Annotated in this window: 19 protein-coding genes and 1 tRNA gene; 14 read left to right on the top strand and 6 right to left on the bottom strand. The window is 71.6% G+C overall.

Annotated features, from left to right (window positions below; all coding sequences use genetic code 11):
• Nucleotides 1-2 precede the first annotated feature (2 nt).
• Entirely contained in the window at nucleotides 3-4,907 is a 4,905-nt protein-coding gene (locus WMF12_RS21085) for an Lhr family helicase (RefSeq protein WP_437873301.1), read from the top strand.
• Nucleotides 4,908-5,156: 249 nt separating this feature from the next.
• Here the strand turns inward: WMF12_RS21085 and WMF12_RS21080 are convergent, their stop codons facing one another.
• Nucleotides 5,157-5,471, bottom strand: a complete 315-nt coding sequence (locus WMF12_RS21080) for a KGG domain-containing protein (protein WP_437873300.1) — start codon at nucleotides 5,469-5,471, stop codon at nucleotides 5,157-5,159.
• 731 nt (nucleotides 5,472-6,202) lie between these two features.
• Between WMF12_RS21080 and WMF12_RS21075 the strand changes: the two genes are divergently transcribed.
• From WMF12_RS21075 to WMF12_RS21065, 3 genes are all read left to right on the top strand, one after another.
• Complete coding sequence (locus WMF12_RS21075) at nucleotides 6,203-7,537, top strand: hypothetical protein (protein ID WP_437873299.1); 1,335 nt, start codon at nucleotides 6,203-6,205, stop codon at nucleotides 7,535-7,537.
• Nucleotides 7,538-7,938: 401 nt separating this feature from the next.
• A complete protein-coding gene (locus tag WMF12_RS21070; RefSeq protein ID WP_437873298.1) occupies nucleotides 7,939-9,471 on the top strand; it encodes a pre-peptidase C-terminal domain-containing protein in 1,533 nt (510 codons plus the stop codon).
• 292 nt (nucleotides 9,472-9,763) lie between these two features.
• Nucleotides 9,764-10,036 carry a hypothetical protein gene (locus WMF12_RS21065; protein ID WP_437747408.1) on the top strand — a complete coding sequence of 91 codons (273 nt, stop codon included), beginning with the start codon at nucleotides 9,764-9,766 and terminating at the stop codon, nucleotides 10,034-10,036.
• A gap of 86 nt (nucleotides 10,037-10,122) precedes the next feature.
• Here WMF12_RS21065 and WMF12_RS21060 read toward each other — a convergent pair whose 3' ends face one another.
• A complete protein-coding gene (locus WMF12_RS21060; protein WP_437873297.1) occupies nucleotides 10,123-10,761 on the bottom strand; it encodes a response regulator in 639 nt (212 codons plus the stop codon).
• A 354-nt stretch (nucleotides 10,762-11,115) separates the two neighbouring features.
• Between WMF12_RS21060 and WMF12_RS21055 the strand changes: the two genes are divergently transcribed.
• A complete protein-coding gene (locus WMF12_RS21055) occupies nucleotides 11,116-12,042 on the top strand; it encodes a lysophospholipid acyltransferase family protein (protein WP_437873296.1) in 927 nt (308 codons plus the stop codon).
• 163 nt (nucleotides 12,043-12,205) lie between these two features.
• On the opposite strand, the gene WMF12_RS21050 is transcribed toward WMF12_RS21055, so the two are convergent.
• The 3 genes from WMF12_RS21050 to WMF12_RS21040 form a co-directional block, all read right to left on the bottom strand.
• Nucleotides 12,206-12,958 carry an ABC transporter ATP-binding protein gene (locus tag WMF12_RS21050; RefSeq protein WP_437873295.1) on the bottom strand — a complete coding sequence of 251 codons (753 nt, stop codon included), beginning with the start codon at nucleotides 12,956-12,958 and terminating at the stop codon, nucleotides 12,206-12,208.
• 61 nt (nucleotides 12,959-13,019) lie between these two features.
• Nucleotides 13,020-14,615 carry a hypothetical protein gene (locus WMF12_RS21045; RefSeq protein ID WP_437873294.1) on the bottom strand — a complete coding sequence of 532 codons (1,596 nt, stop codon included), beginning with the start codon at nucleotides 14,613-14,615 and terminating at the stop codon, nucleotides 13,020-13,022.
• A 274-nt stretch (nucleotides 14,616-14,889) separates the two neighbouring features.
• Nucleotides 14,890-16,143 carry an alpha/beta hydrolase family esterase gene (locus WMF12_RS21040; protein WP_437873293.1) on the bottom strand — a complete coding sequence of 418 codons (1,254 nt, stop codon included), beginning with the start codon at nucleotides 16,141-16,143 and terminating at the stop codon, nucleotides 14,890-14,892.
• Nucleotides 16,144-16,832: 689 nt separating this feature from the next.
• Here WMF12_RS21040 and WMF12_RS21035 point away from each other — a divergent pair.
• From WMF12_RS21035 to WMF12_RS21010, 6 genes are all read left to right on the top strand, one after another.
• Entirely contained in the window at nucleotides 16,833-17,060 is a 228-nt protein-coding gene (locus tag WMF12_RS21035) for a hypothetical protein (RefSeq protein WP_437747402.1), read from the top strand.
• 196 nt (nucleotides 17,061-17,256) lie between these two features.
• Complete coding sequence (locus WMF12_RS21030) at nucleotides 17,257-19,017, top strand: serine/threonine protein kinase (RefSeq protein ID WP_437873292.1); 1,761 nt, start codon at nucleotides 17,257-17,259, stop codon at nucleotides 19,015-19,017.
• Nucleotides 19,010-19,624: a hypothetical protein gene (locus tag WMF12_RS21025; RefSeq protein WP_437747400.1), complete on the top strand. Its 615-nt coding sequence runs from the start codon at nucleotides 19,010-19,012 to the stop codon at nucleotides 19,622-19,624. Before WMF12_RS21030 ends, WMF12_RS21025 begins: the two co-directional genes overlap by 8 nt.
• Before the next feature lie 99 nt (nucleotides 19,625-19,723).
• Nucleotides 19,724-21,085 carry a glutamine synthetase family protein gene (locus WMF12_RS21020; RefSeq protein ID WP_437747399.1) on the top strand — a complete coding sequence of 454 codons (1,362 nt, stop codon included), beginning with the start codon at nucleotides 19,724-19,726 and terminating at the stop codon, nucleotides 21,083-21,085.
• Nucleotides 21,082-22,236 (top strand): iron-containing alcohol dehydrogenase, encoded by a 1,155-nt coding sequence (locus WMF12_RS21015; protein ID WP_437873291.1) that lies wholly within the window; start codon nucleotides 21,082-21,084, stop codon nucleotides 22,234-22,236. Before WMF12_RS21020 ends, WMF12_RS21015 begins: the two co-directional genes overlap by 4 nt.
• Before the next feature lie 204 nt (nucleotides 22,237-22,440).
• A complete protein-coding gene (locus WMF12_RS21010) occupies nucleotides 22,441-23,079 on the top strand; it encodes a sterol desaturase family protein (RefSeq protein WP_437873290.1) in 639 nt (212 codons plus the stop codon).
• A gap of 252 nt (nucleotides 23,080-23,331) precedes the next feature.
• Here WMF12_RS21010 and WMF12_RS21005 read toward each other — a convergent pair whose 3' ends face one another.
• Nucleotides 23,332-23,655 carry a hypothetical protein gene (locus WMF12_RS21005; RefSeq protein WP_437873289.1) on the bottom strand — a complete coding sequence of 108 codons (324 nt, stop codon included), beginning with the start codon at nucleotides 23,653-23,655 and terminating at the stop codon, nucleotides 23,332-23,334.
• A gap of 262 nt (nucleotides 23,656-23,917) precedes the next feature.
• Here WMF12_RS21005 and WMF12_RS21000 point away from each other — a divergent pair, with 262 nt between their 5' ends.
• The 3 genes from WMF12_RS21000 (at nucleotide 23,918) to WMF12_RS20990 (ending at nucleotide 26,481) form a co-directional block, all read left to right on the top strand.
• Nucleotides 23,918-24,454 carry a hypothetical protein gene (locus WMF12_RS21000; protein WP_437873288.1) on the top strand — a complete coding sequence of 179 codons (537 nt, stop codon included), beginning with the start codon at nucleotides 23,918-23,920 and terminating at the stop codon, nucleotides 24,452-24,454.
• Between the two features lie 199 nt (nucleotides 24,455-24,653).
• Nucleotides 24,654-24,726 (top strand) — tRNA-Gly (locus tag WMF12_RS20995).
• Nucleotides 24,727-25,032: 306 nt separating this feature from the next.
• Nucleotides 25,033-26,481, top strand: coding sequence for a flippase (locus tag WMF12_RS20990; RefSeq protein WP_437873287.1), 1,449 nt, complete (start codon nucleotides 25,033-25,035; stop codon nucleotides 26,479-26,481).
• Nucleotides 26,482-26,563 lie beyond the last annotated feature (82 nt).

Genomic DNA, 26,563 nt, shown 5'->3' with positions numbered 1-26,563 from the left:
CGATGGCAAAGAGACGCCCCCCCGCATCCGATCCGCTCGACCGCTTCCACCCCGCTACCCAGGCGTGGTTCCGCGCGGCTTTCGCCGCGCCCACCCCCGCCCAGGTGCAGGGCTTCCCGCCCATCCTCGACGGCGCCTCCACCCTGCTGCTCGCGCCGACCGGCTCGGGCAAGACGCTCGCCGCCTTCCTTGCGGCCATCGACCGGCTCATGGCGTCACCCGAGCCCGAGGCCGCCGAGCGCTGCCGCGTTGTCTACGTATCGCCCCTCAAGGCGCTCGCGATCGACGTCGAGCGCAACCTGCGCGCGCCGCTCGCCGGCATCGCCGCCGCCGCCGAGCGCCTCGGCCTGCCCTACCGCGTCCCCCAGGTCGGCGTGCGCTCCGGCGATACCGCGCCCGAGGACCGCGCCCGGCTCGCCAAGAGGCCGCCGGACATCCTCATCACCACCCCGGAGTCGCTCTACCTCCTGCTCACCGCGGCCGCGCGCGATCGGCTGCGCGCCGTCGAGACCGTCATCATCGACGAGATCCACGCGCTCGTCGCGACGAAGCGCGGAGCGCACCTGGCCCTGTCCCTCGAGCGGCTCGAGGCGCTGCGATCCGCGCCGCGGCCGATGCAGCGCATCGGCCTGTCCGCCACGCAGCGGCCGCTCGACGAGGTCGCGCGGCTGCTCGGCGGCGGCGAGACCGACGGCGCCGGCAGGCGCTTCGCGCCGCGGCCGGTGACCCTCGTCGACGCGAGCGCCCCGAAGGCCCTGGAGCTCCGCATCGAGGTGCCCGTCGAGGACATGACCAAGCTCGGGGAGGCCGCCCGCGCGGGCGAGGGCCCGAGGGGGGCGCCCGCCGAGCCGGCGCAGCGCTCGATCTGGCCGAGCATCCACCCGCGCCTCGTCGAGCTCGTCCGCGCCCACCGCACCACGATGATCTTCGTGAACAGCCGGCGCCTCGCCGAGCGCCTCGCCGCGGCGCTCAACGACACCGCCGGCGCCGAGATCGCGCTCGCGCACCACGGATCGATCGCCCGCGAGCAGCGGCAGCAGATCGAGGAGCGGCTCAAGGCGGGCCTCCTGCCGTGCATCGTCGCGACCTCGTCGCTGGAGCTCGGCCTCGACCTCGGCTCCGTCGACCTCGTGATCCAGCTCGAGGCGCCGCCCTCTGTCGCGGCCGGGCTCCAGCGCGTCGGGCGCGCGGGGCACGAGGTCTCCGGTACGTCGCGCGGCGTCGTCTTCCCGAAGCACCGCGGCGATCTGCTCGCGTGCGCCGCCGCCGCGTCCCGCATGCGCGAAGGCAAGGTCGAGGCGACCCTGTACCCGAGGAACCCGCTCGACGTCCTCGCCCAGCAGATCGTCGCCATCGCCTCGATGGACACCCTCCACGTCGACGCGCTCTTCTCGCTCGTTCGCCGGGCGGCGCCCTTCGCCGAGCTGCCCCGCGCGAGCTTCGAGGGCGTGCTCGACATGCTCTCCGGCCGCTACCCGTCCGACGAGTTCGCCGAGCTCCGGCCCCGCATCGTCTGGGACCGGGTGGGCGGCGCCGTGCGCGCCAGGAAGGGCGCGAAGCGCCTCGCCGTCGTCAACGCCGGCACCATCCCCGACCGCGGCCTCTACGGGGTCTTCCTGGACACCGGCGGCGACGCCGCGCGCCCGGGCCGGCGCGTCGGGGAGCTCGACGAGGAGATGGTCTTCGAGGCCCGCGAGGGCGAGGTCTTCCTCCTCGGCGCCTCGTCGTGGCGGATCACCGACATCACCCACGACCGCGTCCTCGTCGTCCCCGCCCCGGGCGAGCCGGGCAAGATGCCGTTCTGGCGCGGCGACCAGGCCGGGCGCAACGCCGAGCTGGGCGCCTCCATCGGCGCCCTCGCGCGGCGCCTCGCCGCGCTGCCCGACGGCGAGGCCGAGCGCACGCTCGCGGACGAGCACGGCCTCGACGAGCGCGCGGCCTCGAACCTCGTCCGGTACGTGCGCGACCAGGCCGCGGCCACGGGCGACGTCCCGAGCGACCGCACCCTCGTGATCGAGCGGTTCATCGACGAGGTCGGCGACCACCGCATCTGCCTCCTCTCGCCGTTCGGCGGCCGCGTCCACGCGCCGCTCGCGACCTGCATCGCCGAGCGGTGCCGCCTCGAGCTCGGCCTCGCGGTCGACACCGTGTGGACCGACGACGGCATCGTCCTGCGGCTGCCCGAGTCGGAGTCGCCCCCCGACGCGAAGCAGCTCCTGCCGCAGGCCGACCAGGTGGAGGATCTGCTCGTCCGCGGCCTCGGAGACACCGCCCTCTTCGCCTCGCGTTTCCGCGAGTGCGCGGGCCGGGCGCTGCTCCTGCCGCGCAAGTTCCCCGGCAAGCGCTCGCCGCTCTGGGCCCAGCGCAAGCGCGCCGCCGACCTGCTCGCCGTCGCGTCGCGCTACGGCTCGTTCCCCATCCTGCTCGAGACCTACCGCGAGTGCCTGCGCGACGTCTTCGACCTCACGGCGCTCGAGGATCTCCTCCGGCAGATCGCCGCCCGAAAGGTCCGCGTGGTCACGGTCGACGTCCGCGCGCCCTCGCCGTTCGCGGCCACGCTGCTCTTCACCTACGCCGGCAACTTCATCTACGAGGGCGATCTGCCGCTCGCCGAGCGAAGGGCGCAGGTGCTCACCATCGATCACAGCCGCCTGCGCGAGCTGCTCGGCGAGGCCGAGCTGCGCGAGCTGTTCGACGCGGACGCCGTGCTGGCCCTCGAGGCGTCGCTCCAGCGCCTCGACGGCCGAGCGCCGCTCAAGCACGAGGACCAGGCGCACGATCTCCTGCTCTCGCTCGGTGATCTCACGCGCGAAGAGATCGCCCGGCGCGCGGCCGGTCACGACGCGCCGCCCGAAGCGGCCCGCGAGCGCGCCGCCGCGTGGATCGACGAGCTCCTCCGGGATCGGCGCGCCATCGAGGTCCAGATCGGCGGCGAGCGCCGCGTCGCCGCCGCCGAGGACGCGGGCCGGCTGCGCGACGCCCTCGGCGTGGTGCCGCCGCTCGGCCTGCCGATCGCGTTCCTCGAGCCCGTCGCGGACCCGCTCGGCGAGCTGGTTGCGCGCTACGCGCGCACGCACGGGCCCTTCCGCGCGGACGACGTGGCCCGGCGCTTCGGCCTCGGCCCTGCGCCGGTGCTGGCCGCGCTCGCGCGCCTCGCCGAGCGAGGCCGCGTGGTCGAGGGCGAGTTCCTCCCGGGCGGCCGCGGCCAGGAGTTCTGCGACGCCGAGGTGCTGCGCTCGCTGAAGCGCCGCTCGCTGGCCCGGCTGCGCGCCGAGGTCGAGCCGGTCCCGCCGGAAGCCTACGCCCGCTTCCTCGCAGACTGGCACGGCCTGCACCGCCGCCGACGCGGCCTCGACGGCTTGCTCGCGGCGCTCGAGCAGCTCCAGGGCGCGCCCCTCTCGGCCTCCGCCCTGGAGTCCGAGATCCTGCCCGCCCGCGTCGAGGGCTACCGGCCCGGCGATCTCGACGCGCTCTGCGCGGCCGGCGAGGTCCTCTGGCGCGGCGTCGAGCCGGTCGGCGACGACGACGGCCGCGTCGCGCTCTACCTTGCCGAGGCCTTTCCGTACCTCGCCCCGCCGCCTGGCCGCGCCGAGGGGGCGCTCGCCGAGGGCATCCGCGCCGCGCTCGCGCGCCGCGGCGCGCTCTTCTTCTCCGACCTGTCGCGCGAGACGGGCGCCTTCGGCGCGGACCTGCTCGCCGCGCTCTGGGATCTCGTGTGGGCCGGCGAGGTCACGAACGACACGCTCGCCCCGCTGCGCGCGCTCGGCCGCGCGTCCGGCTCGAGCGGCCGGCGGCGCGACCGCGACCGCGCTGCGTCCAGCCGCGGCCTCGCGGCGCTGCGGGCGCGCCGGATCGGCCCGCCGGGGAGCGAAGGGCGCTGGTCGCTGCTGTCGTCTTCCGGCGCGTCCGGCGCTGCTGGCGGCGCGTCCTCCGGCGCGCCTGGCGAGACCGAGCGACGCGCGGCGCTCGCCCGCGCGCTGCTCGAGCGCCACGGGGTGCTCACGCGGGAGGCGGCGGCGGTCGAGGGGCTCGCTGGCGGCTTCTCCGCCGTCTACGACGTGCTCCGCGCCATGGAGGAGGCCGGTCAGGCGCGGCGCGGCTATTTCGTCGCCGGGCTGGGCGCCGCGCAGTTCGCGGTGCCGGGCGCCGACGATCGCCTCCGGGCCTGCCGCGAGCCGTCCGACGATCCGCGGACGCTCGTCCTCGCGGCCACGGATCCGGCGAGCCCCTGGGGCGCCGCCGTCCGCTGGCCCGAGCTCCCCGCGCCTGTGGACGGCGGCACCGAAGGCGCCGTCCGCGGCCCGGTCCGGCCGCAACGGGCCGCGGGCGCCCTGGTGATCCTGCACGACGGCCGGCTGCTCGCCTGGATGGGCCGCACCGAGCGGAGCCTCACCACGTTCCTGCCGGAGGCCGAGCCGGAGCGCGGCGACGCGATCCGGGCCATTGCGTCGGCGCTCGGGGCGCTCGTCGACGAGGGGCGGCGGCGCGCCGTGCTCGTGGCCACGATCGACGGCGAGCCTGCGCACAGCTCCCCCCTCGCGCGCGCGCTTTCCGACGCGGGCTTCACCTCCGGAGCGCACGGCTACCTCAAGCGGGCCATCACGCCCGAGGGGGGCGGGTGGCGGCCGCGGCACGTGCCGCCCGCGAACGCGCCCGACTGGGCTCGCCGCGCGGCGGCGGCGGGCCTCGATGCGCCGGAGGACGAGGCAGATGGCTTCAGACCGCCGCCCGGGCTCCGCGCGTGGCCCTCCGGGCCTCCGACCGGTGGATGGAGGATGTCGCCCGCCGGCGCGACCGAGGGCGGCGCGCAGGCGGCGGACGGCGGCGCGCCGGACGAGAGCGACCTCGACGACGACGACCCGGCGATGTTCGAGGACGGCGCGGGGATCGACGACGGCTCGGAGTAGCCATCGGTCGGGGGCTGGAGTGGCCCTCTCCGAACCGGTGATTCCGGGTCCTGGCGTCTGCGTTCCAGCCGTCACTCACCGTCGCCCGCGCGGCGGGCGCGGCGGAGGGAGCGCTGCGGCGTCGCGTGTCGACAGCGCCAAGAAGGACCGCCGAGCAACCGTGAAAGGGCGATACCTTTCGTGGTTCCTCGGCGGCTCTTCGTGGTCCTCGCGCCCTCGGGGGATCCCCGAGCGGCGCGCCGGGACGGTTCAGCTCTGCTGGGTGTGCTCGTCCGCCTTCACATGTTGCGCATGGCTTCCGCCGCGGCCCTTCCGGATCCGGCCCTCGCCGTTCGTCGCCAGACTCCGCGCCTCGGCGCCCTTGCGCCCGATCTCGGCCATGTGCTCGCGGTTCTGACTGACAGCCTCGCCGCCCTTGCGGCCCGCTGCGCGCGCCTCCTCGGACGTGAACTCATGCGCCGTGCCCTTCTCATGAGCTGCCTTGCCGCCCTGACTCGCGATCTGGCGCTGCTGCTCCGCGTTCATCGCTGCGAAGCCTCGCTTGCTCTCGCTGGTCTGTCCCATGAATCACTCCTCGGATGGATTGCCTCGTGAACGCCACTCGACGACCGTGGCTACCTGCTGCTGCTTGGCCACATCAGGCCGGCGGTGCCGGCGACGCCGGGGCCATGCTGCAACGCGGGTGCCAGGCCAGGGAGCTCGGACGAATCTGCCGATGCGTCGAGGCCGGACAATCAAGGACCATCGGGTCGCCAGGCGTGTCGTCTCGAGGGATCGCTGTGGCAAATTGCCTCACTGTGCGCTCCGCCGTGTCTGGTCGCCCCAGTCTGCGGGCTCCGTCGTGACAGGCTCACTGGACGCGGCCGGTCGTCCGGACCGTCTTCTGTCTCTTCCTCTGATCGAACGAACCTGCGAGATGACTGTCATCATTGCGCAACACAAGAGCTCACTGTGGTCCTTTCAGGATTCGCCTGCGCGGCCGCCGCTGCTCAGGATCGAGCGTCCGGCATCTCCGATGGCTCGCTTGCGCTCTGTCCACTCAAGCGGACCCGGCTGATTCTCGTGTAATTGTTATTTTGCGGTGACATGGCTGAGCCTCGACGGCGGGGGGCCACCTTGACGCTCTTGTGACGGCAGCCTTCAGGCGGGCCGCCGAAGGCCTGCGGCGCTGGCGCGTCGCGTCTTGACAACACGATGCCGCTGCCGCTCTCGTTGCACTGCATCATCACCTTCGGCGCCCGGCCCGACGACGGGGCTTCCGGGCGGCCGGGGTGACGACATTGCAGGAGACTCACATGGCGCTTGCGATCCAGGGGGCCCGTCTCGATGGGGGCCAGCTCTGCTCACCGAACATGACATCATGGCCGCGCCGCGCGTGCGGCCGCGCTCCGGGCTACGCGCGTGGCGCGGGCTTGGTCGCGCTCTCGCTGGCGCTCCTCGCGGGCTGCGGCGGCACCAGCGGCGCGGCGCCCGCGGAGAGCCCTGCGCCCGCGCCCGCGCCCGCGGCGAAGGAGCCTTTCGACATCGAGGAGGCGCTCGCCCGCGAGACAGGCGAGCTGCCCGCCCGGGAGCTCCGCGCCGCGGACTGGTCGGCGCGCGCGTTCGGGGCGGGGGAGGCGAAGATCGAGCCGAAGGAGAAGCTCGTCGCGATCTCCATCCCCCTCGGCACGGACACCCATGTCGAGTGCTTCGTCTACAACACGATGCTCGACTCGGGCGAGGTGATAAGGAACTTCATCGAGCTGCTCGACCCTGCGAAGGTGGAGGTCGCTCGCGTCGTTCCCTGGGAGGTGAGCGTGCACCGGGAGAGCCCCGCGGTGTTCGTGCAGGCCCTCTACCTCGTCCCGACCGCCGGCGGGAAGGCGGCCGGCCTGCTCAAGATCGCGCTGCACGCGGACAGGGCGCGCCCCATCGCCTGTCTGCATGACGAGGTCGGGTATGTTCGCACGTTCGAGCGGCTCGCCAAGGCGCTCTTCGACTCGTTCGAGTCGAAGAGCGCCGCGCCGAAGCCCGAGTACACGGACACCGTCATCCTGCGCCTCGACAAGCTCCCTGTCGGCTTCGAGACGAGCGATCTGCTCAAGGACGAGGGCGGCCAGCGGCGATGGTTCTCCCGCTCGGCCACCTTCGTGCCGCGTGACCCCAAATCGCTGCACATCGAGGATGAGGCGTCGAACGTGCTCATCGATCCTCAGGGGCAGATCAAGGAAGGCGTCTGGATCGAGACGTCGGGAGGCAAGGCGAACCACCGTATCGAGCTGTCCCAGAAGAAGAACTTCGAGTACGAGTACTCGGGAGAGGTCGAGGGCAAGAAGGTCCAAGGGACGTTCACGCCGGCGGCCAAGGCGTGGCTCGCCTCGCCCGTCGCCACCGCCTCGGCGCTCGCCCGGCTCCTCAAGAAGAAAGGCTCCTTCGACCTGAAGCAGCAGGAGTACATGCCCAGCGTCGATCCGACGAAGCCCGTCGACGTCCAGTACCTCCGCGACGCCTCGGGCGCCGTCACGGTCTCTCTGAAGACGATGCGCCTCGTGGGCAGCCTCGCTCCGGACGGCCGTCCGGAAGCGTTCGAGATCTCCGCCGGTCCTCCCAAGCTGACGATCCAGCGAGCCTACGTCAGGGGCAAGCTGTAAAACCGCCCGCGGATGCGCTTCCGGGCCTGTCCGGGAGCGCCAAGGCGCTCGCCGACGGCCATGCGCGGTGGGGCCTTGCTGGTCGGACACCATCGAGCGCAATCGCCAGCCGGCACCGTCGAGGGGGTCTTTCCTGTGAAATTGGAAAATTTCCGCGCCGACGAAACGTCGTCGGGTGTGCTGGATGGCTGCAGCGCTTGAGTATCGTCGTCATTTTTATTGATTCATGACGATTTGGTGATCCTGCCCCGCTCAGATCAGGTTATATATCCTTCCGGTCGGCCGAACGACTCTTCGCTGGAACAAAGAATCATTTTTTCGAGCGGAAGGAGCTCTCAATGCGCTCTGTGAGATCGCGTAGATCGCGTGTCTGCGGCTCGGTCAGCTTCAAGCTTGGCGTAATGACCGCTGGTGTATTCGCGCTTACGGCCTGCGTGTCGGATCTCGAGGACGAGCCGGTCGAGGACGTCGGCGGTGGCCAGGAAAGCTTCGAGGCGTTCGAGAGGGCCGCGTTCCGCGAGCCTGACTCTGGTGTCTACATTGTCGATGGGGACACGCCCGTCGCGGACATCAAGCATCTCCGGGAGTTCTGGGAGACGTACGTACGGGATGGCGCCCTCATCGTGCAACGCAGCGGCAGCAGCGATGTCGTCTGGTCGGCGGCCCAGAAGAAGAGCATCACCTACTGCGTGAGCACGACCTTCGGCGCGCGCCATGCCGCCGTCGTGGCGGCCATGGCTGCCGCCACGGCTTCCTGGGAGAGCGCCTCGGACATCGATTACATCTACCAGAGCGCTCAGGACGCGACCTGCACTGCTGGCAACAGCAACGTCGTCTTCGACGTGAGGCCGACGAACTCCGGCGGCCAGTACATCGCGCGGGCGTTCTTCCCCAACGATGCGCGATCGGTGCGGAACGTGCTGATCGACTTCAACGAGCTCGAGGTATCCGGCGTCGCGCTCGAGGCAGCCCTGCGGCACGAGCTCGGCCACACGCTCGGCTTTCGGCACGAGCACACGCGCCCCGAGGCGGGCGTCTGCTTCGAGGACAACGCGTGGCGCGCGCTGACCACCTATGACTCGGATTCCGTCATGCACTATCCCCAGTGCAACGGCACCGGCGACTGGGACTTCGTGCTGACCGCAAGAGACATCCAGGGCGCCCAGGCGCTCTACGGCCCGCCTGGTGGCGCCGGCGGTAGCGGCGGTAACGGCGGCGCTGGTGGCAGCGGCGGCGCTGGTGGCGGCAGCGGCGGCAGCGGCGGCGCTGGTGGCGGCAGCGGCGGCAGCGGTGGCAGCACGACGGTGACCGAGAACTTCAGCAGCAGCGTCAACGCAGGTGCGTTCGTGGACATCGGACCGAGCGCCGGTTTCGCCATCACGCCGGGGACGGGCCTCACGGTGGTGATGACCGGCACTGGCGATCCCGACCTCTACGTGAAGTTCGGATCGGCGCCGACGACGGCCTCGTACAGCTGCCGCCCGTACCTCTCCGGGGCATCCGAGACTTGCACGTTGACCGTGCCGACAGGGCAAACCAAGGCGTACGTCAAGGTCAGAGGGTACTCCGCGGCCACCTGCAACGTGGCGGTGACCTATACCCGACCGAGCGGCACCAGCAGCGGCGGCGGCACGGCCACGTCGGCCACCTTCAGCGGCAGCCTCGCGGCGGGCGCATCGGCGCCGCACGGGCCCCTCCCGGTGGTTCCTGGCACGAGCCTCCGGCTTGTGATGACCGGCAGCGGCGACCCTGATCTCTACGTGAGGTTCGGCGCCGCGCCGACCCTGACCTCGTACGACTGCCGTCCGTATCTGGACGGCGCCGCGGAGACCTGCAATCTGACGGTCCCGGCGGGGCAGACGCAGGCCTTCCTCTCGGTGAACGGCTTCGCGGCCAGCACATATCAGCTCAGCGCGACCTACACGGCTCCTTAGAGCGGGGCCCCGCTGACGCGCCGAGCCATCCGAGGGAATGGATTGGTCGAATGGTCGCCCAACCGGGTGTGCTCGCACCCATCGAGGGCGTCATTTCGACGTGACGCGACGCGCCTCTGCTGGCGGCAGCCTGGACACCACCGCTGACGAACCCTCGATACGGGGAGGTGGGTATCAGGCGCAGGATGAGCAGAGTACGGAGCGCCCGTCGTCCAAGCTGCGAGCGACATCTCGCACAAAAATCGTCGCCGAAAACTGGGCACCTCTAGCGAACCCTTCTTAGGGTGCTCTCATGGACAAGAAAATTTTAGCCGCAACTCTCCTGCAGGCTCTGGCCATGGCTCAACGCGAAGGACGCTCCGAGACACTCGATTCGCTGGTCGAGAGGCTGCGCGTTCGCCGCCGGGATATTCGCGGCACGCTGACCCTGCTCCACCGCCAAGGCATGCTGGACGTGCTCCACATGCGACTCACGCTCTCCGGGTTCGCCATCGGCTCGGCGCTCATCGGAAAGACGCTGCCGGCGCTCCGGGCGGCTCCGCGGGCTTCCACCGCGGCGGCGTGAGCCAGCGCCGCGCTGCACGCCGCGCGCGGTGAGGGCGGTGAGCGAGCTTCCAGCGCTCGCCAGGCGCTCCCGCGCGACGGCGCCGCCTAGGCCTCGACGAGGCCCGCTCGCACCGCGAGGCGGGTCAGGTCGGCCACGCTGTGCGTCGCCACCTTCGCGCAGAGGCGCGCCCGGTGCGTCTCGACCGTCTTCACGCTGATCGAGAGCTGGACGGCGACCTCCTTGGCCGAGAGGCCCATCGCGAGCAGCCGGAGCACCTGCCGCTCCCGGTCGCTCAGCGCGGCCACCATGTCGCCCCTGGCGGCGGCGTCGCGCCGCTGGAGCGCGCGCACCATCGCGGCGCTCACGTCCGGCGATACGGCCGTGCGCCCCCGGACGACGGTGCGCAGCGCCTCCACGAGATCGGCGAGCCGGCTCTGCTTCGACAGATATCCATCGGCGCCAGCCCGCATCGCCTCGGCCACCCGGAACTCGTCGCGGTGCATCGAGAGCACGATGACGCGGAGCTCCGCGATGCCCTTGAGATTCCGGATGAGGTCGACCCCGCTGCGATCAGCGAGGCCGAGCTCGATCACCGCCACCTGACAGCGGTGGATCTCCTGCGCTCGGAGCGCCTCCTGCCCGCTTCCAGCCTGAACGACCTCGCTCACCCCCGGCTGCGACGTCAGCGCGTACGCCAGCGCTTCCCGGACGACGTTCTGGTCATCGACGAGCAGGATATTCATGTCGAAGGCCCCCCTTATCCAAGGGCCTTGTAACAGACTACTTTGAGCTCCATGAACCTGTTTTCTCGGTAAGGATTCGCCTGGCGACGGTGATTCGGTTCCTGTGATGCTGGACTGGGCTCCTCGCAGAGCGCCTTGGACGAGCGCAGGAGAGACATCGACGTCGGGACGATGGCGCTGGAACGTCGTTTCATCCGAGCGGGGCGTTGTGCCTCGGTTGGGGCGCATGCGCTCCAGGAGCCCGCAGCCCGCGCGTCTCGTGACGAGCCCTCGGCGGGCTTCGCCAGGGCGGCGCGGGGCCCGCGCTCGAGGGCTCTCCCTTGGCCGTTATGTTTGCGGTAGATAGGCTGCCGCATGCCTCGCCCGCGCGGAGCGCTCTTCTCCGGTCTACGCCATGACTCGGCCTTCTGGCGCCGCGCCCTCGCTGCGGGCGTCAAGCGCGGGCCGGAGCCCTGGGTGCGCCATAGCCCTCCGGTCTTCGGCGTGCTCTTCGCGGCCGCGCTCCCCGAGCTGCGCCGGCGCGTCGAGCAGAACCTCCGCCGCGTCCGCGGGCCGCGGTCGCGCCTCGTCGACCTGCTCGACAGCAGCGCGGTGTTCGCCGCCTACGGAAGCTGCATCGCCGAGGCGCTGCTGCTCGCGAGCGATCGCGGGTACACGGTGGCGCGGCGTTCCCGGGGCGTCGAGCACTACCACGCGTGCGCTGCAGCAGGCCGGGGGGTCATCATCGTCACCGCGCACACCGGGGGCTGGGACATCGCCGGCCAGATCCTCGGCGCGGTGCATCCGGCGGGCGTCATGCTGGCGATGCAGCGGGAACGGGACGCCGAGGCGCGCGCGATCCAGGATGCGGCGCGGCAGCGCGCTGGTGTCCAGGTGGTGCACATCGGCGATGGGCCGCTGGACGCCCTGCCGCTCCTCAAGCACCTGCAGCGAGGCGGCGTGGTCGCGATGCAGATCGATCGCGCGCCGCCCGGGATGCGCAGCCGGGAGGTCACCTTCCTCGGCGGCCGCTGGCGAGCGCCCGAGGGGCCGATCGCGCTCGCCGCGATGAGCGGCGCGCCGATCTTGCCCGTGTTCACGCACCGCCTGGGCTTCCTCGACTACGAGGCGGTCGTGGCGCCGCCGATTCGGCTCGCCCGCCGGGCGACCGAGGAGGAGCGGGACGCGGCCGCGGCCGAGATGATGGGCGCCCTGGAGCGCTTCGTCCGGGCTCACCCGACTCAGTGGTTCCACTTCACCGGCGACGGCCCGGTCGCGCCGGCGGAGGACGGGACGGGTTGAGCTGAACAGCGGAGAAGACCGCAAGTGGGCCGATCAGCGCAAATGCGGAGAGGCGGAGGCGAGCCGAAAGAACGCCGGAGACATCGAGAGCAGAGATTTCTCTCGTGTCCTCTTGGCGTCTTTGTTTCTTGTTCCAGGGCGCCTTGCGCGGCGCGGCGCCGCTCTACAGCGGCCCTTCGGTCAGCCCGTGGACGAATTGCCTCACGCGCGGGTCGTCGCTCGCCTTCGCTTCTGCGGTGGTGCCGTCGAAGATGAGCCGTCCGCGGTAGAGCATCCCCACCCGGTCGGTGACCGTGAGCAGCCGGTCGAGATCGCTCGAGACCATCACCACGGTCGCGTTCATCGCCCTCTGCTCGGCGCGGAGCAGGTCGAAGATGCGCTGCGACGTGACCGGGTCGAGGCCGGCCGCGGGCTCGTCGTAGAGGACGATCTCGCCGCGAGCGATCGTGGCGCGGGCGACGCCCACGCGCTTCTTCTGGCCGCCGGACAGCCCCGCCGGCGTCCGTCCCTCGAAGCCCGCGAGAGACACCGCGCGGAGCCGCTCCGCGACCCGCTCCTCGATCTCGTCCTCGCTGAGATCGTAGAGCCGGCGCAGAGGGAACGCGATGTTCTCCCCGACGGTCATGTAGTCGAACAGCGCGTTGTTCTGGAACAGCATCCCGAACTTGAGACGGAACGTCTGGAGCTCGAGCTCGCTGAGCGCGTGGACGTCCTTCCCATCGACGAGCACGCGCCCGCGATCCGGCCGCAGGAGCCCGGTGATCATCTTGAGCAGCACGCTCTTGCCCGAGGCGCCCGGCCCGATGAGCCCGTAGAGGCAGCCTGCAGGCACGTCGAGGTCGACGCCCCGGAGCACCGGCATGCCCCCGAAGCTCTTCGTCAGCTGCTCGATCTGGATCATCGGTCGCGTGGACACGGGCGGCGGGGAGGGGCGCGCCGGCCTTGTGGCTCGGCGGGGAGGGGCGCGCCGGCCTCCTTTACTTGAACGTCGTCCGGGCGACGTCGAGCCGCGGGTGGGACGGGAACGACATCCCGCGGATTTGCCCGGAGATGCACGAAGCGACGCTCGGGTTCGACGGGCTCGTCGTGACGGTGACCCCCACGGCGCGGCCGTTCTGCACCGCGGCGCAGACGTTCACCTCCATGCTCGAGGGCACGTTGCACGCATTCAGGTACGTGCCGCGGTTCAGCACGTTGCCGTAGGCGCCCGCCGTGAGGTCGGCCGGGCCGTTGTTGCCCATCTTGTACTCCTCGACATAGCGCGCCTGCGCCGCCTCACAGCTCAGGCCAGTGCCGAGCGTCGGGTAGCTGCCGCCGCCGCTCGGCCGCGCCCCGCTCCCGGCGCGCCCGGTCTTGCCGCTGCCGAGGCCGGCGTCGACCTCGATCGCGACGCGGTCGGTGGCGCCCTGCACCGCGAGCTCCTGCTCCTTGTGGCTGCGCTCGCGGTACCACCAGCCCGCGCCCGCGGCGAGGATGACGCCCATCAGGGCGAGACCGAGGAGCGCCTTGTACTGCGTGCCCTGCTTCTCGGCCGACACGACGGCGTCGAGCGCGCGCTTCTCCTGCACGATGTCCCGGTTCAGCTTCGCCTGCTCGGCGAACGGGGCGAACTCCTCCCAGTCCTGGATCGCGCGCTCCTCCGCGGAGAACGTGTCGCGCAGCACCTGATCCCCTGTGAAGGAGCCGGACGCGATCTGCTGGAGCAGCTCCACGGACGAGAACGGCCCATGGTCCATGCCGTCCTTGATGACGACGTACCGCGGCCGCGGATCGGACTCGAGCGCGGCCTTGAGATCCGCGAGCTTGCGGGTCGGATCGTTGCCGTGCAGGCGCTGCGGCTGGTTGACCGGGATGGCGACCGCGAACGGTCCGTCCCCGGAGACCGCGTGGATCCTCGGCACGGACGGCGCCGACGGGACGCGCGCTTCCTCGTGGTGCCCGGTCGGCGGCATCATCGAGAGGTTGACGTCGACCTCGAACTCGCCGTCGGCATCGAGGTGCGACGTGTCGGCGCTCGGGGGCTGCTCCGAGGCGCTGGGGACGATCTGATAGAGCGCCTGCGCGAGGGCGGCGAGATCCGCCGGGCGGTGCTTCGGATCGGCCACGAGCGACTTGCCGAGCACCGTTTCCAGCGCGGGCGGCAGGTCCGGGATCACGTCCGCCGGACGCCGCATCCCGGGGCCGACGCTGCTGTTCGTGAGCATCTCGTAGAGGATGGCCCCCACCGCGAAGACGCTCGCGCGCGCGTCGCCTTCGTTGCCCTTGCGCTCCTCGGGCGCCAGGCAAGCGCGGTCGCGCGGTAGCAGAGGAGGGGTGTGGGCGAGCTCCTCGATCAGCTGGATCGTGCCGTTCGCGCCGTGACCGAGGCACGAGGGGTGCACGAACATGGTCCGCCCCTGCGCGTGCAGCTCGTGCAGCTGGGTGCAGAGCGGCACGGCGAGGCCGATGGCCTCACGGATGTCGAAGCGGCGACCGGTCGCGCGGCGCGACTCCATCTCGGCGCGGAGCGTGCCGGCGGGGATGGACATGCCGGCCGGCAAGGGGGTGAGCAGGGGCTGGACCTGAGCGGACATCGGGGACGAACACTACGACAACACGCCGGGTCCGCTCAACGCCGCACCGCAACGTTGCAGTGTCGACGTGCGGCGAAGCCAGGTGCACACGTGGGACGAGCAGTGCGGGCGTGCGCTTGCGGCGTCAGCGTTCGTCAGCGCGCCTTCAGCGTTCGTCAGCGCGCCTTCAGCGCGTTTGCGCTGGTCTGCGCCCCCTGGTGTCGGTCTGCGTCCGTGCGCGTCCGCCAGCGCGCGTTCGCGCTGGTCTGCGTCCGGGTGCGTCGGCCGGCGTCCGTCAGCGCGTGTTGGTGCCGGTCTGCGTCCGCGGGCGCTCGGCGGTCTCGGCCGCGGCGGCGTCCGCGCCGAGCGCCAGGACGTGCCCTGCGAAGAAGCGGAGCAGGTCGGTCTCGCGCGACTTCGGCCAGCGGGCGTGGTTGATGGCGCCCTTCTTGGCGGAGCAGCGGTTCCGGAGCGCGCAGTGGGGCTCGTCCCTGCCGGCCTCGTCGAGGCGCAGGAACGAGGTGTGCGCGGAGAGCGCGTCGCGCGCGCGCAGCCATCGCTCGACCGATTCACACGGGAACGTGTCGTCGCACGCGCGGTAGACCGCCATCGCGGGCGGGGGAGGGCCGGGGCACGCCCACTCGGCGGGCGGCGCGTTGCTGCCGAACGTGGCGAACGCCGCGACGCGGTCCGCGCGCATCATGGCGTACGTCGCCGCCATGTGGCCGCCGTAGGAGCCGCCGAGCGCGTAGATGCGCCGCCGGTCGACGAGCTTCTTCTCGAGCAGCTGGTCGACGAAGGCGTCGACGGTCGCGACGTCGACGTTGCCCTCGCCGGTGAACTCGACGTCGAACGGCGCGGTCGGCGTGTACATCTTCGTGCCGCGCTCGCGCTCGGCCTGGCTCGGCGTCTTGAAGGCGCGGCCCTGGGGCGCGAGGACGATGAAGCCCGCGTGGGCGGGGTCGCCGGTCAGGTTCCACGTGGCGCCGAGCTTGCGCAGGCCCGTCTCCTTGTCGACGCTCGTCGGGTTGTCGCCGTCGGCGTGGAAGAAGACGATGAGCGGCAGCGGCGCGCGCGTCTCCACGCCGCTCGGCGCGATCACGCAGGCGTAGCGGGGCGACCCCTCGGCGTCGCGTGTCTCCAGAACCTGGGCGCCGCGGCACGGCGGCCTGCCGAGCGTCTTGCGGAGCTCCCGCCCGGGGCGTCCCTGCTCGGCAACGCAGCTCCCTTCGCTGGGAAGCCTGGCCTCGGGCGGCTTCGTCGGCGGCGCGGCCGCGCTGGCCGGACCGGCCGCGCGGGCGCCCGCGTCCTGCCGGGCCGCCGACGGCCGCGGCTGCCCGCCGTCGGCCGCGGCTGCGCCGGCGTCCTGCTCGAAGACGCCGAGCAGGTCACCGCCGTCGACCCCCGACGACGGCGTGGAGCACGCGGCCGCGAGCCACGCTGCGGCGCCGGCGAGCGCGGCCGCGAGCAGGGCGCGGCCGCGCCGGAGGCCGGGAAGGTCCAGCGTCGAGGTTCGGTGCGGGCGGCGCCGGGGCTGGGGTCGAGGCACGCGCGCACTGTAGTACGTACAGCTGTCGCGCTGAACCAGCCCGGCATGGCTCGACGGGTCGAACCGGGCGCGAGCCGAGGTACACCGGACACCTCATGGCGCATCCCGCGGCTCACAGCTGGGTTCGGTAGAGCCGCTTCCATCCCGAAGACCGGTGTCGCGGGCATCGAGCGCCTCATCGAGCTGGCCTCGCGCCTGCAAAACAATCGATATCGTGGTTCCCTGGCACCACGAAGAACCGCTCTTTCGGCGCGTGGAGCCGTCCGCGTGTCGCTTCCACGAACTCCGTCGCTGGCCCGTACTCCTCCGGGGTCCCGTGGTCGGCGACATCACTCGTGGAGCAGACGAGATCGATCGGTATCCCATCCTTCGCGAGAGCATCGAGGTTCCTGGCCCGTTGTCTGGATACGCTCAGAAGGAGCGGGCCGCGGGTCGCAGCGGAGGCAGGATGTGCCACTGGAGGCGATCGGAGCGAGCTGGAACACGGCGCGGTGCCCCGCGGCGGCGAGCGAAGTAAGGCATCTTACTATCGAGCGCCACCGGGGGGCGATCGGAGCGAGCTGGAATGCGGCAAGTCGCCCCCGTCCGCCGGTGCGTCGGCTCCGTGCCCGCCGGGGACGAAAACGCTACGGCGGACGCCGCTGCCTTGCGGGGAGGCCCTTCATGGCTAGGCTGTCCGCGGCCCACCCATGACGCTCTTCGATATCCTCGTCGGCGCCGCGCTCGCGGCGGTCCTTGCTTTCCAGGTCTACGTCACCGTGCGCGTCTTCCGGAGCCGCGTCTACGAGCCCAAGCAGAAGGTCTGGCAAGCGCAGCTCGTCTGGCTCTTGCCGATCATCGGCGCCGGGCTTGTGTTCTCGATCCTCCAGGAGGAGGACCGGGCCCACCGCGACGCCTCCTCGCACCTCCGGAGCTGAGCCGTCGCCTCCCGCGCGGCCGCCTTGCGGCCACGTGCGGTCACGTTGAACGGTCGACCTCGCTCCCTTCTCCGTCCTCTACGCCCATCTGGTCACCCCGGCGCCTCTGATAACCCGGTGGACCTGGGACGATCGAACAGGAAAATTCGGTTTCACCCTTCGGTCCAGCGGCGCCGTGCGCTATGGCTCAGGGAGCATGGCGGACGACGTCTTCGGCATCGTCGGGACCACGCAGGCGGGTAATTTCCACGTCGAGCAGGTGGTCGCGGAGGGAGGGTTCGGCGTGGTGTACCGCGCGCTCCACGCCGGCTTCCGCGCGCCTGTCGCCTTGAAATGCCTGAAGGTGTCCGAGGCGAAGACCCCGCGCGAGCGGCAGCTCTTCCTCGAGAAGTTCCGCGAGGAGGCCCAGCTGCTCTTCCGGCTCTCGGCCTCGATCCCGGAGGTCGTCCGCCCGCTCCACGTCGACGTGCTGCACCTGAAGCGAGGGGAGTTCGTCCCCTTCCTGGCCCTCGAGTGGCTGGAGGGCGAGTCGCTCGACAAGGTCATCGATCGACGGAGGCTCAAGGGAGAGCCGCCGATCCCGCTCCACAGGCTGATGAAGATGATGCGCCCCATCGCGCAGGCGATCGCGCGTGCGCACCGCTTCCCGAGCCCGAACGGCACGGTGTCGATCATCCACCGCGACCTCAAACCCGAGAACATCTTCATCACGACGCAGGAGGGGACGGAGCGGCTCAAGATCCTCGACTACGGCATCGCGCAGGCGAAGACGCTGGCCGAGCAGGCCGTCGGACGGGTGACGAACGGCGACCCGCTGAACGCGTTCTCCCCGGCGTACGGCGCCCCGGAGCAGTGGGCGCCGAAGCGGTTCGGGCAGGCGGGAACTTGGACCGACGTCTGGGGTCTCGCGCTCACCATGGTCGAGGCGCTCGTAGGGCGGCAGGTGATCGATGGCGAGGCGCAGGCGATGATGGGGACGGCGCTCGACGTGACGCGCCGGCCCACGCCCCGGGCCGAGGGCGCCAACATCCCGCCGGAGGTCGACGCGGTGTTCGAGCGCGCGCTCGCGGTGAGCCCGCGCGACCGCACGCGCGACATCGAGGCCTTCTGGACGGAGCTGGAGGCGGCGATGGGGCTCCCGGCCACCTTCGGGCGGACCTCCGCGCAGGACGACGCGTACTCCGTTCCGCCGCCTCCGTCGTCGTCGATGCGTGCAGCTCCGCAGGTCAAGCGCGCCGCGCACGTGTGGCTCGACACGCCCAGCGACGCCGGGTCGCTCGAGCTCGATCTCGACGTGGCTCCGGCCTCGATGCGCTCGCCGAGGGGAGGGCGCCGGGACGGCCCTGCGAGCAGCGTGCGCCCGCCGCCGCCCTCGGATTCGGCCGGTCTCGAGATGGACCTCCCCGAGGCGCCGCAGAGCGCGCGGGGCAGAGGCATGGGCGCGCTCGTCCCGGAGAGCGTGCCGACGAGCGCGCGAGGCCGCGGCGGCTTCGCGGAGGCGACGCCCGTGGGCGCGCTCCCGCGCGGCGGCGGGATGGAGAGCGCCCCGCCGAGCATGCTCGCGCGCGGGGGCGGGATGATCGAGAGCACGCCGCCGCTGGAGATGGCGCTCAGCGTGGCGCCGCGCACGACGTCGGTCGTGCCGGCCGCGGTGCGCGCGCTGTCGGACATGCCGTCGAGCAGGTACCGGCCGACGGCGCGTCCGCCGGCGGACGTGCGGCCGCGCCCGCCGGACCCGAAGCCGCTCGGCGGGCCGACGCTCCTCCAGCAGCTCGGGCTGCCCGTGGCCTGCATCGTGTTCGCGTGCGTGGTCACGGTGGCCGACCTCATCATGAAGCAATCGGGCGAGGCGCTGAGCTTCGGCCCGGTGCGCTCGTTCTGGGTCGCCGGCGTGCTGCTCCTGTTCGGCGTCGGGCTGTTCTTCTGGCGCATGCTCGGAGATGCTGGAGATGCCTGATCTGACGCACGGGAGCGCCGCCGCGGGCGAGCGCGCCGATCAGAGCGTGTCGGCCCGCTTCACGCGGCTGATGAACGCGTCGACCTCGCGGTGGGGCGTGCTCACCGATCCCCCGCTCGTGGCGCTCGCCTCCGGCGTCTTCCTGCTCGTCTTCCTCGGGGCGCTCGGCCGCGACGCGGGCCCCGAGGTCGCGCGCGCGCTCGGGGTCCTCGTGTTCGCGCCGATCTCGGTCGCGCTCGCCGTCAGCGTGGCGCTGCGCGGCGCGCGTCGCGCCGTCGTCGCGTGGCTCGCGCGCCAGCCGTTCCCGGTGGAGAACCTGAACGCCGTGCTGAACGGCCTGGGCGAGGCGCTGGAGGTCACCTTCGTCGGCGCGGCACCGGAGGCGACGGAGCTCAACGTCGAGCTCGACAAGGTGCACCCGGATGCGTTCGTGACGGGGGGCGTCGAGGACGCGCGCACGCTGGACATCCGCATCGGCGTCGTCGACTCGAAGCGCAATCCGGCCGCGACGAACCACCAGCGCTACGCGCGCGTCCGCGAGCTCGTCGAGCGCGTGCTCGTGCCGCTCGCGGAGCGCTATCCGATCCAGGTCGTCCGCGTGAAGTGAGCGCGCGCCGGACGCGCGCATCCAGACGGCGGGGCGTCGTCCGAGGGCTCGCGCGGGCGCTTGCCATGTCGCCCCGTTCCCCTGCTATCGTCGCGGCCCATGACCGCCTCGACCTCCGAGAAGCTCCTCTCCGATCTGGAAGCGCGGGGCATCACCCGCGCCAAGATCGGCGGCTTTGACATCGACGGCATCCTCCGCGGGAAGTACGTCTCCATCGAGAAGCTGAAGAGCGCGCTCAAGAGCGGCTTCGGCTTCTGCGACGTCATCTTCGGCTGGGACATCGCCGACGTCCTCTACGACAACGCGAAGGTGACCGGCTGGCACACCGGCTACCCGGACGCGCACGCCGTCCTGGATCCGAGCACGCTGCGCGACATCCCGTGGGAGCCGGGGACCGTCGCGATGCTCGCCGACTTCCGCGACGAGCGCGGCGGCCCGCACCCCGCGTGCCCGCGCTCGCTCCTCCGGAGCGTCATCGCGAAGGGCGAGCGGATGGGGTTCTCGGCGAAGTTCTCGTGCGAGTTCGAGTTCTTCCTCTTCGAGGAGACGCCGCGCTCGCTGCACGAGAAGCGGTTCGCCGGCCTGACGCCGCTCAGCCCCGGCATGTTCGGCTACTCGTGGGTCCGGGAGGGGCAGAACAAGAAGCTCATGGCCGCCATCCTCGATCAGATGCAGGCCTTCGACGTCGAGATCGAGGGCCTTCACACCGAGACCGGCCCGGGCGTGTACGAGGCGGCGATCCGCTACGACGACGTGCTCCGGGCCGCGGACAAGGCCGCGCTCTTCAAGGTCGCCATGAAGCAGATCGCCCACGAGCACGGCCTGTCGGTCACGTTCATGGCGAAGTGGAACGCCGATCTCCCCGGCTCGAGCGGCCACCTGCACCAGAGCCTCTGGAAGGACGGCCGGAACGTCTTCGAGGACGGGTCGTCGCCCGACCGGATCCCTCCGGCGCTGCGCCACTACGTCGGCGGTCAGATCGCTCTGATGCCCGAGCTCACGGCGCTCTACTCGCCGACGATCAACGCCTACAAGCGGTACGTGCCCGGCGTCTGGGCCCCGCTCACCGCCAGCTGGGGCGTCGAGAACCGCACGGCCGCGATCCGCCTCATCGGCCTCGGCACGCCCGGCGCGCGCGTCGAGTACCGGCAGACGGCGGCGGACATCAACCCGTACACCGCCATGGCCGCGTGCCTCGGCGCGGGGCTCTACGGCATCGAGAACGGCGTCGAGCCGCCGACGCAGGCCGCCGGGGACGCGTCGTCCGCCGAGTCCTCGCGCCTGTCGCTGCCCCGTACGCTCTCCGACGCGACCCGGATGCTCGCGGGTAGCAAGATGGCCCGCGAGATCCTCGGCGAGAGATTCGTCGAACACTATGTCCTGACGCGCGACTGGGAGGTGCGGCAGTACGAGCGCGCGGTCACGGATTGGGAGCTGAAGCGTTACTTCGAGGCGGTGTGATCATGAGCCAGTTCACGGTTTGGAGCTTTCCCACACGCATTCTCTTCGGCGCCGGCGTCGTCGAGCAGACAGGCGCCGAGGCGCGCCGGCTCGGCGCGGCGAGGGCGCTCGTCGTCACGGACAAGGGCGTCGTCCGCTCGGGGCTGCTCGAGCCCGTCGCCGCTTCGCTGCGGAAGGAGGGCCTCGAGGTGGCCGTCTTCGACGACGTGCTCGGCAACCCCATCGAGAAGAACGTGCACGACGGCGTCGCCGCGTTCCGCGCGGCCCGCGCCGATCTCGTCGTCGCCCTCGGGGGCGGCTCGCCGCTCGACGTCGGCAAGCTCGTGCGCCTCGGCGTGAACCACGATCGGCCGCTCGTCGACTACGACGACGCCACGGGCGGCGATCGCTTCATCACGCCCGACGTCCCGCCGATGCTCGCGATCCCCACGACGGCCGGGACCGGCAGCGAGGTCGGCCGCTCGGGCGTCGTGACGCTCGACGTGAACCACCGGAAGACGGTGATCTTCTCGCCGCACCTGCTCGCGAACGCCGCGCTGCTCGATCCGGTGATGACGCGGTCGATGCCGGCGTTCCTCACGGCGGCGACGGGCTTCGACGCGCTCACCCACTGTATCGAGGCGTACGTCGCGAAGGGCGATCACCCAATGGCCGACGGCATCGCGCTCGAGGGGATCCGCCTCGCCGCCGTGCACCTCTCGCGGGCGGTCACGCACGGCGACGATCTAGAGGCGCGGGGCGGCATGATGAAGGCGGCGATGATGGGCGCGGTCGCGTTCCAGAAGGGGCTCGGCGCGTGCCACTCGCTCGCGCACCCGCTCTCGAGCGAGTGCGGCCTGCACCACGGCCTCGCGAACGCCCTCTGCCTCCCGCCGGTCGTCGAGTTCAACGTCGTCGCGGCCGCGCCGCGCCTGGCGCGCGTCGCGGCCCTGCTCGGCGCTCCCGAGGACGCCGCCGCGTGCGCCGACGCCATCCGCGCCCTGCGCGCCCGGATCGGGCTCGCGGCCGGCCTCGAGAAGGCAGGCGTCCCCCGCGACAAGCTCGACGCGCTGGCCGACCTCGCCGCCCAAGACGCGTGCCACACGAGCAACCCGCGCCCCTGCTCGCGCGACGATCTCCGCCATCTCTACGAGGCGTCCTTCGCGAGCTGATCGCGCGCGCCTGCCCCGGGCCGGGCGCGCCGCGGGGCTCGCGGCGGACGCCGGGCCGACGCGAACGCGTCGCCGCCACGGAAGGATCGCGCCGGCGAGCGCCTGCCGTGACGGGATCATGGTCATTTCCCGGTGTCCAGCGGGCCGTTGGGCGCCGGCCTACCGCTGGCCGACAATGGATAAATGCGGTACCAGGGGTGCACGATGACCGTCACCTCCACCGAGCGCACCGCGCGTCCAGCGACATGCCAAATGTTCGAGACGCCGCTCATCGAGCGGTTTTCGCGGATCCATCCGATCACGCCGTTCGTCTTCTGGCTGCCGGTCTACGGCTATCTGGGCGTGCGCGCCGCCCGGCATGGTGTCGGCCTCCTGACCGGGCTCGGGCTCGTGCTGGTCGGCCTGTTTCTATGGACGCTCGCCGAGTATGTCCTGCACCGATACGTGTTTCACTACGTCGGGCCGCGCCTATGGCAGCGCCGGATGCATTTCGTTCTCCACGGGGTGCACCATGATTTCCCGCAAGATGCCGACCGGCTGGTGATGCCGCTCGGCGCGAGCATCCCCCTCGGCATCGTGTTCTACACGCTGTTTCGCGTCGTCTTTGGCCCTGTTCCGGCGGATCCGCTGTTCATCGGCTTCGGCCTCGGATACCTGGCGTACGACGGTACGCACTATGCCATTCATCACTTCCGGATGAGCTCGCGCTGGGGGAAGTGGATCAAGCGCCATCACATGGTCCATCACCACACGGGAGAAAATGCCCGGTGGGGCGTGTCGTCGCCGCTCTGGGACTGGGTCTTCGGCACAATGGGCACGTCGCAGGCGGGAAAAGGCAGCTGAGCGGGACAGCGGCGCGCTCCGGAGCGCGCCGGCGCTGATCGTCGACAGGGTTGGAATGGGCCCGGAGCGCGGCGGGTTGAGGGGCCATGAAGCGGTCGCGCCCGGACGCTCGTGCTTGCGCGGGAGATGCTGCGCAGCAGCGCCGCGCGGGGCGGTGCGGCCGCGACCGCACGGCGCCTGCCCAGGCTCAGGCGCGCGGCGGATGGATCTGCTCGACGCGCGGACCGAGGAGGTCGCGGCGCATCGGGGGCCTCACGGCGAGGAGGTGGTGCCGGGAGGAACGAGCCCTGCCGCAGGCGGTGGTGCGCTCGCCGCAGGCAGCCGCCTCATGGCGCCCGCATCGAAGGTGCGGAGCGTGTTGCGCCCGCAGTAGGGGCACAACCACGCCACGTCGAACCGGTCGAGGTGAGCGTTGATGCTGTGCGCCGGCGCGAGCTCCTTGTCGGCTTCACCGGCGGCCGACCGGCCGCGGGGACTCCGGGTGGCCCACCCGGCGGTGACGTGCCGGTGCTCGTCCAGGGTGGCTGACAGGCTTGCCTGGCACTCGCAAGGAGTGGAGATGAGAAACCGACTCATGCGTGACCGTCCTTCGTAGATGTTTCCGTAGACCTTGCTGGCATGCCGCGTCGCGGCGTGCTTGCGGGCGCCGCGGCTGCGAACCGAGAACCGAGACGAACGAGAACCGACGAACGAGAACCGAGACGAACGAGAACGAACGAGAACCGAGAACCGGCGACGAGGAAAGAAGCGCGCCCTCATATAAAGGTTGGTCAGTTTGAGCTCAAGGGGTGTTAGCCTGGGACACGGTTGCCTTGGTGTAGCTGAGGAAGGGGAGTCCATGACCGTTCGACGTGCACCTCGTGAGCGCGAGACGCCGCCCTCGGGCAGGTTGCAGGTCGTCGAGGCCCGCCGGCCTGGGCCGCGCTCTGTGCGCGGCTTCAGGATCCTGCTTGCGCACGACGCCCGCGCCGCGACCTGCGACGCACTCGCCCGCGCGATCGAGGGGGCGCTGACGAACGTCGAGATCGTGGACGCCTCGTCGATCGACGACGCCCTGCTCGCGTCGGCGACCGAACGGTTCGACGCGTGCCTCGTCTGCCTGGATCTTCCGCCGGCCCCGCTCGGCGGCGCGCGCCTCGCGAGCGAGCTCGTGGACAGCAACCACCCGGTCGTGCTCGTCACGCGGAGCCTGCGCTGGCTGCCGCCGGACAGGCCCATCCTGCACCAGCTGCCCTGGATCCCGCCGGACGCGGGCACGAACGAGATCTCCAGCGCGATCGCGGCGGCGACCAGCGACTGCGACAGCGCCATCCGCGCGCGCTCGCCGCTGCCGGGCGAGACGCTCGGCGCGCCGGCGCTCCGCGCGCGCCGGTAGCGGCGCGGCTGGGCCGGTGGCGGCGCGGCTGGGCCGGTAGCGGCGCGGCTTGGAGAGGGCGCCGAGTCCCGCCTCCGGTCGAACCGGTCGAACCGGGCGGAGACGTGAAGACGCGAAGACGTGAAGACGTCGGGATCGAAAACGAAATGAAGGGGTTGCGAAGCGGCCCCGGATTCGGTAGAAGCTTCCTCCACCTCGCGCGGGACTAGCTCAGTTGGTAGAGCATCAGCTTCCCAAGCTGAGGGTCGCGGGTTCGAATCCCGTGTCCCGCTCCGAGGATCGCCGACCCCCTTTTTGCGCTGGCGATCCTCCTGCACCTCGGGTGCTTCGAGGTTGAGGGACGTCTCGCGTTGGAGCGCCTTTTCAAATGGCGCTTCGTGCTCGAGCGGCATCTCGGACGGCACGTCGCGCTGAGCTCGGGCTACGGCGCTCGCTGAGCGAGCGCCTGCGCTCGCGCCACCGGGCAGCGTTCGCTGCGCGAGACGGACGCGCTCTGGGGGCGCACGACGCTCGAATCGGGGCCGGTCCCGCTGCGCGGACGGCGGTGCCCGACAGCATGGGGACACCGGGAGGTGTTCATGAAGGATGGCCGGCGCATCGCGCTGAACGCGGCGCTGATGCTCCTGAAGCAGGCGATCATGGCCGTCCTTGGCGTCGTGTTCGTCGGCTATCTCGCGCGGAAGGTGGGGGTCGCCGCCTGGGGGGAGTTCCAGGCGTCGCTCGCGATCGCGGGGATCGTCACGATCGCCGCCGGCGTCGGGGTGAGGGGATACCTGGCCCGGGAGGTCGCCGTGAAGCCCGAGCTCGGGCCGCGTCACCTCGGCGCAGCGCTCGCCATCCGGGGCGTGACCGGGACGGTGGTGCTCGGCGCGACCGTGGCCGTCGTGCTGGCGACGCGCTCGGGGCTCGGCGCGCAGCTCATCGTGCTCGCCGCGGCTTCCCAGCTGGCGACGCTGCTCTACTCGACCATGTGGCTCTCGTTCGAGGCCCACGAGCGGTTCCAGTACATCCTGTACGCGGAGCTCGGCGCGCGGCTGTTCGTCATCGCGCTCTCGGCGGCCTTGCTCGCGCTCGGCTTCGGCGTCGTCGCCGCGGCCGTGGCGTTCCTGCTCGGCAACGTGCTGGAGCTCGCCATCACCTCGCACTATCTCCGCGCCCGCCTCTACCGGCCCGAGCTCACGACGCCGCCCGCCGAGCTCTGGCAGATCGCGAAGCGCAGCCTGCCGATCGGCGCGCTCGGGGCGCTCTCGAGCGCGCTGCTCCAGATCGACCGCGTCATGCTCCGCGCCCTCTGCGACGAGGAAGCCGTCGGGGTCTACAGCGCCGCCTTGGTGCTGAGCGAGAACTTCAGGATGCTCCCCGACGTCCTGCTCGGCGTCGCCTTCGCGGCGGGCATGCGCCTCTACGCCCAGGATCGCGACGCGTTCGGGCGCCTCTACGGCGGTTGCATGCTCGTCGCTGCGCTCTTCGGGCTGCCCGTCGCCGCCGGCATCTTCCTGCTCGCGCCGGACGTCATCCAGCTCGTCTACGGAGGGGCGGGCGACTACGCCCCGGCGGCCGACGTCCTCCGGATCCTCGCGTGCGGCGTCCCCGTGATGTTCGCGTTCCAGGTCGTGACGCTGCCGCTGCTCGCGGCGAAGCGCGAGGTCGCGATGGTGAAGCTGCTCGCGCTGGCGCTCGTCGCCGACGTCGCGCTGAACCTGCTCCTCTTGCCGCGCTACCGCGCCATGGGCGCCGCGTACGCGACGCTGGCCGTGAGCGCCGGCGCGCTGATCGCGTCGTGGGGCATCTCCGCGCGCTGGGCCCACGTCGTGGAGCTCGGCCGCATCCTCGCGGTCCTTGCCGCGACGGCGGTCATGGTCACCGCGGCCTACGTCGCCCGCGTCCTCGCCGGCATGTGGGCGTCGATCGCGGTCGGCGTCGCCGTCTACGCCGTCCTCCTCCTCGCGTTGCGCGTCGTCTCCTTCCGCGAGCTGCGCGCGCTGCTCGCGCGCCGCGTCCGCGCCTCACCCGCCACCGTGGCTTGACCTGCGTTCCATCGCGGGCGGGCCCGGCGCTGCGCGCTCTTATGCGCCGCTGTGTGGAACACGGGGCCATCGAGTTTTCCGC

The sequence above is a fragment of the Sorangium sp. So ce363 genome (assembly GCF_051520435.1).
Lineage (GTDB): Bacteria > Myxococcota_A > Polyangia > Polyangiales > Polyangiaceae > Sorangium > Sorangium cellulosum_B.
This window is presented reverse-complemented; position numbering and strand designations above follow the sequence as displayed.

What these genes read in the sequence shown, in the direction of transcription:
- WMF12_RS21085 (WP_437873301.1), top strand. Translation starts at nt 3, where the DNA reads ATGGCAAAGAGACGCCCCCCCGCATCCGATCCGCTCGACCGCTTCCAC.
- WMF12_RS21080 (WP_437873300.1), bottom strand. Translation starts at nt 5,471, where the DNA reads ATGGGACAGACCAGCGAGAGCAAGCGAGGCTTCGCAGCGATGAACGCG.
- WMF12_RS21075 (WP_437873299.1), top strand. Translation starts at nt 6,203, where the DNA reads ATGGCGCTTGCGATCCAGGGGGCCCGTCTCGATGGGGGCCAGCTCTGC.
- WMF12_RS21070 (WP_437873298.1), top strand. Translation starts at nt 7,939, where the DNA reads ATGACCGCTGGTGTATTCGCGCTTACGGCCTGCGTGTCGGATCTCGAG.
- WMF12_RS21065 (WP_437747408.1), top strand. Translation starts at nt 9,764, where the DNA reads ATGGACAAGAAAATTTTAGCCGCAACTCTCCTGCAGGCTCTGGCCATG.
- WMF12_RS21060 (WP_437873297.1), bottom strand. Translation starts at nt 10,761, where the DNA reads ATGAATATCCTGCTCGTCGATGACCAGAACGTCGTCCGGGAAGCGCTG.
- WMF12_RS21055 (WP_437873296.1), top strand. Translation starts at nt 11,116, where the DNA reads ATGCCTCGCCCGCGCGGAGCGCTCTTCTCCGGTCTACGCCATGACTCG.
- WMF12_RS21045 (WP_437873294.1), bottom strand. Translation starts at nt 14,615, where the DNA reads ATGTCCGCTCAGGTCCAGCCCCTGCTCACCCCCTTGCCGGCCGGCATG.
- WMF12_RS21035 (WP_437747402.1), top strand. Translation starts at nt 16,833, where the DNA reads ATGACGCTCTTCGATATCCTCGTCGGCGCCGCGCTCGCGGCGGTCCTT.
- WMF12_RS21030 (WP_437873292.1), top strand. Translation starts at nt 17,257, where the DNA reads ATGGCGGACGACGTCTTCGGCATCGTCGGGACCACGCAGGCGGGTAAT.
- WMF12_RS21025 (WP_437747400.1), top strand. Translation starts at nt 19,010, where the DNA reads ATGCCTGATCTGACGCACGGGAGCGCCGCCGCGGGCGAGCGCGCCGAT.
- WMF12_RS21020 (WP_437747399.1), top strand. Translation starts at nt 19,724, where the DNA reads ATGACCGCCTCGACCTCCGAGAAGCTCCTCTCCGATCTGGAAGCGCGG.
- WMF12_RS21010 (WP_437873290.1), top strand. Translation starts at nt 22,441, where the DNA reads ATGACCGTCACCTCCACCGAGCGCACCGCGCGTCCAGCGACATGCCAA.
- WMF12_RS21005 (WP_437873289.1), bottom strand. Translation starts at nt 23,655, where the DNA reads ATGAGTCGGTTTCTCATCTCCACTCCTTGCGAGTGCCAGGCAAGCCTG.
- WMF12_RS21000 (WP_437873288.1), top strand. Translation starts at nt 23,918, where the DNA reads ATGACCGTTCGACGTGCACCTCGTGAGCGCGAGACGCCGCCCTCGGGC.
- WMF12_RS20990 (WP_437873287.1), top strand. Translation starts at nt 25,033, where the DNA reads ATGAAGGATGGCCGGCGCATCGCGCTGAACGCGGCGCTGATGCTCCTG.